Origin of the sequence: Streptomyces sp. URMC 123, assembly GCF_051386515.1 — a bacterium.
Taxonomy (GTDB): Bacteria; Actinomycetota; Actinomycetes; order Streptomycetales; family Streptomycetaceae; genus Streptomyces.
Genome location: NZ_JBPQTV010000405.1, coordinates 1 through 5,088 on the forward strand (window position 1 = coordinate 1; position 5,088 = coordinate 5,088).

General features: G+C 72.6%; 4 protein-coding genes and 1 pseudogene. 4 read left to right on the top strand and 1 reads right to left on the bottom strand.

Annotated features, from left to right (window positions below; translation table 11 throughout):
- A pseudogene (locus ACSNOD_RS28210) lies at nt 1-722 on the top strand (serine/threonine protein kinase); the annotation flags it as partial.
- On the opposite strand, the gene ACSNOD_RS28215 reads toward ACSNOD_RS28210, so the two are convergent.
- Nucleotides 704-1,210, bottom strand: a complete 507-nt coding sequence (locus ACSNOD_RS28215) for a hypothetical protein (RefSeq protein ID WP_436769900.1) — start codon at nt 1,208-1,210, stop codon at nt 704-706. The pseudogene ACSNOD_RS28210 and the gene ACSNOD_RS28215 overlap by 19 nt on opposite strands.
- A gap of 82 nt (nt 1,211-1,292) precedes the next feature.
- Between ACSNOD_RS28215 and ACSNOD_RS28220 the strand changes: the two genes are divergently transcribed.
- From ACSNOD_RS28220 to ACSNOD_RS28230, 3 genes are all read left to right on the top strand, one after another.
- Nucleotides 1,293-2,105 carry a helix-turn-helix domain-containing protein gene (locus tag ACSNOD_RS28220; protein WP_436769901.1) on the top strand — a complete coding sequence of 271 codons (813 nt, stop codon included), beginning with the start codon at nt 1,293-1,295 and terminating at the stop codon, nt 2,103-2,105.
- Nucleotides 2,102-2,290 carry a DUF397 domain-containing protein gene (locus ACSNOD_RS28225; RefSeq protein ID WP_436769902.1) on the top strand — a complete coding sequence of 63 codons (189 nt, stop codon included), beginning with the start codon at nt 2,102-2,104 and terminating at the stop codon, nt 2,288-2,290. Before ACSNOD_RS28220 ends, ACSNOD_RS28225 begins: the two co-directional genes overlap by 4 nt.
- 64 nt (nt 2,291-2,354) lie before the next feature.
- A complete protein-coding gene (locus tag ACSNOD_RS28230; protein WP_436769903.1) occupies nt 2,355-4,376 on the top strand; it encodes a serine/threonine-protein kinase in 2,022 nt (673 codons plus the stop codon).
- Nucleotides 4,377-5,088: the final 712 nt, after the last annotated feature.

Genomic DNA, 5,088 nt, shown 5'->3' on the forward strand with positions numbered 1-5,088 from the left:
CGCCGGGCCCGCAGCCGATGGCGTACCCGGCCGCGCAGCCGCCCACCCAGCCGCCCGGCGGCGGCCCGGGCCATGGCCACGCCTACGGCTATCCGCACGCCGCGCCGCCCGGCGCGTACACCACGACCCCCGGCTACGTCCTCGCCCCGCACCCGCCGGCCCCGCCCCGCCGGCGGACCGGGCCCCTGCTCGCCGCGGGCGCCCTCGTGATGGCCGTCGCGGGCGGCGCGGTGACCTTCGCCGTGCTCCAGTCCGGCGGCGGTGACGACGACCCGCGCGCGGGCACCCGTACGGACGGCCGCCCCGCCGGCACGGACGGCCGGCAGACGCCCGGTACGTCGGCGTCTTCTCCGGGTTCTCCCGGCCCCTCCGACTCCGGCGCCGCGAGCCCCACCGGCATTCCCGCCGAGTACCTCGGCACGTGGGAGGTCCGCTTCGGCGCGGGCGGCACGGACATCCGCCGGTTCACCCTGCGCCAGGGCGCGGTCGGCGAGACGGTGTTCACGATGGTCGCCGAGGGCACGTCGTACCGCTGCGAGTTCAGCGCGCCGCTGTCCTCCGTCGGCCCGCCCGTCGTGCTGGGCCCCTCCACGGTGACGGAAGGGGCCGCCGGCACGTGCCGTCCCGGCCCGACGACCACGCTGCAGCCGACCGGTGACGGCCGGCTGACCAGGGTGTTCTCGGACAGCAGCAAGACGCTGACCTACTCCAGGGTGAGCTGAACGCGGGGCCGCTCCGCGGCGGCGTCCGGAACGTCCGTCGCTTCCGCCGGTTCCGCCGGTTCGGGTTTCACCTCCGCGCTGCGGTCCGGCCGCTCCCGTACGAGCGCCGCGAACAGCGCCCACGGCTCGACGAACGGCGTCCGTTCCGTCGGTTTCGAGTACCACCGCAGCGGCCAGGTGTTCCCGGTCAGCGCGGGGATGCCGACGTACGCGGCCGAGCGGGCGCCGCCGAACCGGTGCACGCCGTGCGGCCAGCGGCGGGTGGCCGCGCCGCCGGGAGGCAGCAGGAAGTACATCCACCGGAAGCCGATCGCTTCGCAGACGACCGGGCCGGCGGCCCCGCCGGTCTCCTCCAGCAACGCGGCGACGGCCTCTTCGCCGCGTACGCCGTGAATACGTACGGCGTCGAAGTGAACACCCGTGCGGTGGAGGGTATGACCGTCGGCGGGCACCCAACCCGGCCGGTACGGGGGAGTTTCTTGGTTCATGGCCACGAGGTTCGCGGCCCCGGTCTAGCCTGCTCAGTAATGAGTTGTGTACGTACAGTTGCGTACCGGAGGTACTTGTCAAGTGGCCAACAGCGACCCCGCCTCAGCGACACTGCGGTACTTCGGGAGCCAGTTGCGGCTGTTGAGAACGCGGGCCGGGATGAGCCGCGAGCAACTCGCGGAAGCGGTGGGCTACTCCGTCGAGATGATCAAGTCGGTCGAATGCGGGCGGCGGGTGCCGCCGAGGGCTCTGATCGACGCGGCGGACCACGTCCTGGAGGCGGGCGGCCTGCTCAAGGTCGGGGCGGACCACATCGTCCGTGAGAAGTTTCCCAACTGGTTCCAGGAGTATGCCCTCTACGAAGCGCAGGCAGTAACGCTCTACATGTACGAGAACCATGTCGTACCTGGGCTCGTACAGACCGAGGACTACGCCAGGGCGGTCTTCCGCAGCACCTGCCCACCTCTGGACGATGACGAGATCGAGGAGCGAGTGGCGGCTCGCATGGAGCGACAAGGCCTGCTGACTCGCAAGCCCCCGGCCGTACTCAGCGTCATTATCGAGGAAGTGATTCTCCAGCGCTGGATCGGCGGCCCAGCGGTCATGAAGGGTCAGATCGAGCGGCTCCTCGCGTGTGCGTCCATGCGCAACCTCGAACTTCAGGTCATGCCCACGAAAAGGGAGGCGCACGTAGGGCTGGCAGGCCCCATGTACCTGCTGGAGACTGACGACCAGCAGCGACTCGCCTACATCTCCGGTCAGCGCGGCAGCTTGCTGTTCTCCGACCCCCGAGAGGTCAGCCTGCTGAACCAGCGCTATGGAATCCTGCGCACCCAGGCGCTCACTCCCGACGACTCCACGAGCCTCATGGAGCGACTCCTAGGAGAGCTATGAACACCGACGCGCTGACATGGTTCAAATCGAGCTACAGCAGTGGGGACGGCGACGCATGCGTAGAGGTGGCGACCGCCACCCACGCCGTGCACATACGGGACTCGAAGGACAGAAACGGCCCCGTACTGCGGTTCACGCCCGACGCGTGGGCGGACTTCGTCCGCTACGTGACCTCGGGCGGCTGACCGGCGGCCCCTCACGGCCGCCTATGCTCTCCCGAAGCCAACGGGAGAGGGAGCGATCGGCGGCATGGAGAGGCTCACGGCCGAGGACCCGCGACGGATCGGCGCGTACCGCCTGCTGGGCAGGCTCGGCGCCGGCGGCATGGGCCGCGTCTACCTGGCGCGCTCGGAACGCGGCCGTACCGTCGCGGTCAAGCTCGTACGGCCGGAACTGGCCGAGCGGGACGAGTTTCGCGACCGCTTCCGTCAGGAGGTCGCCGCCGCGCGCCGGGTCGGCGGTGAGTGGACCGCGCCCGTGCTGGACGCGGACACGGAGGCGGCCGCGCCCTGGGTGGCGACCGGTTATGTCGCCGGGCCGTCGCTGGAGATCGTGGTGGGCCAGGACCACGGCCCGCTGCCGGAACGTTCCGTCTGCATTCTGGCCAACCGCCTGGCGCGGGCGCTGGAGGCCATTCACGGCGCGGGGATCATCCACCGCGACCTGAAGCCCGCGAACGTGCTGCTGGCCCTGGACGGGCCGCGGGTGATCGACTTCGGGATCGCCCGCGCGCTGGACACGGCGACCGGCAGCGGCATCACGCAGTCCGGCGTGATCATCGGCAGCCCGAGTTTCATGTCCCCCGAGCAGGTGCGGGGCAACCGGCTGACGCCGGCGAGCGACATCTTCGCGATGGGCGCGGTGCTGGTGTACGCGGCGACGGGCCGGCTGCCGTTCAACGGGCCCGACGGCGACAGCGGCGCGCACACGATGATGTTCCGCATCGCGCACGAGGAGCCGGAGCTGGGCCGGCTGGCCGGCGCGCTGCGCGAGCTGGTGGCCTCCTGCCTGGCCAAGGCGCCCGAGGAGCGGCCGTCCGTGGCCGACGTACTGGCGCGTACGGCGGAGCTGGAGGCGGCGTACCCGGAGCCGGACGCGCCGTGGCTGCCGGCCGGGCTCCTGGACCGGCTCGGGCGCCACGCGGTCGAGCTCCTGGAGGTCGAGTCGGAGGCGGAGGCGGCGCCCGCCCCAGGGGGCTTCGGGCCGCCGCCGACGGGGGCGTACGGGCCGGTGGGCGGCGCCGCCGGAACGGGAGGCTCCGCGACGCTGGGGCTGGGTCCGTACGGGGGCACGCCCGTGCCGGTGGCTCCGCCCGGGGTTGCGCAGGGGCCCGGGGCCGTTCCGGCGCCGACGCCGACGCCGGCGGGGGCGCCGGCCCCGTACGGCGGCGGGGAGAGCACGACGCAGCAGCGGCCCCGTAGGCGCGCCTTCGCACCGGCGGTGGTCGCGGCGGCCGTCGCGGGCACGCTGCTGCTGGGCGCGGGGGTGGCGTGGTCCGTACTGCGCGACGGCGACGACAAGGGCGGCACGCCCGCGGCGCAGGGCGCGAGCCCGGGGGCGTCCGGGGCACCCGGGGGCGGCGCGGCCGAGGAGCAGGGCGGGGGCGCGGCGGCGGACGCGGAGGCGGGCACGGTGCCGCCCGCGTTCGTCGGCACGTGGGTGAGCACGCAGCGGCGCGTCGTGCTGTCGAAGGGCAAGGTCGGGGACACGGTCGCGGCCCACATGAGCGTGGGCGACACGTATCTGTGTCAGGGCACGGGCAAGCTGCTGTCCGCCGACGCGGCGACGGTGACGTTCCATGCCACCTGGTCCAAGAGCACGCCCGCGGGCAAGTGCAAGGACCCCGGCGAGACGGTTCTGCGGCTGAACCCCGACGGGTCGATCACCTGGACGCCGAAGGACGGCCGCAGCGTGATCGTGCGGAAGGCCGCGGCGACGACGCAGGTGCCGAGTGCGCTGCTCGGCACGTGGCAGCGGAAGCTCGACAGCGGCTTCACGCAGAAGGTGACCATCAAGCAGGGCGCGCCGGGCGGCGTCGTCATGACGCTGGTCGCCGACGACGGCAAGGGCAAGCACTGCGAGGCGACGGCGGAGTTCTTCTCGTCGAGCGGCAACGCGATGACGGTCGGGCCGACGGTGGTGACCGTTTCCCGGCCGGCGGGGAAGTGTGATGCGGGTGGGGGGTCGACGTTCTCGTTGAGCGGCAAGGAGCTCAGGCGGGAGTTCTTCGGTGGGGGCGCGGATGCGCGTGCGTATGCGAAGGTCGGTTGACGTCGCGTTGTCCGCGACGTGACGGTCGCTGCGTTTCCCGGCCCTTGGCCGGGGTCTTTCCCGCCCCTTCGGGGCGGGGTTGGGGGTTGCGGTCGTGCGCTCTGTTCGTGGGTGGGTCGGTGCCGCACCGGGGTACGGGGTGCCCTCCCGGCGGGCTTGCGCGACGACCACGGTCACGTTGCCTGTGACGTGACCGTCACAAGCCTTTTCCCGCGCCTTCGGCGCGGGGGTGGTTGATTGCGGTCGTGCGCTCTGTCCGTGGGTGGGTCGGTGCCGCGCCGGGGTACCTCCTCGGCGGCGCACGTGCACCTTTGTTCTTCGGCTCTCCCTGAGGAGATGTGCGCCGCGCTGCGGGGGCACCCCGCCACGTCCCCTCGGCTCTCGTCAGCGGCGCGCCCGCGGTGGGGGGTGGACAACCATCGCCGGTTGCGGCCGTCCCTCGGCTTCCCGCCGGTTTTCTTTTCTCCGGCGAAGCCGGGGCTGTCTGCGAAAACAGGAGATCGCGGATCACGGGCCAGCCAGGCACGCAGAGCGCGTAGAACCCCCCACCCGCTTTGTGCGCCCCCGCAACCGGAGGGGACGTAGCGGGGTGCCCCCGCAGCGCGGCGCACGAGACGGCGGGAAAGCCGAAGAAGCCACGTGCACGTGCGCCGCCGAGGAGGTACCCCGGTGCGGCACCGACACCACCCAGCAACCGGGCGCGCAAACACCA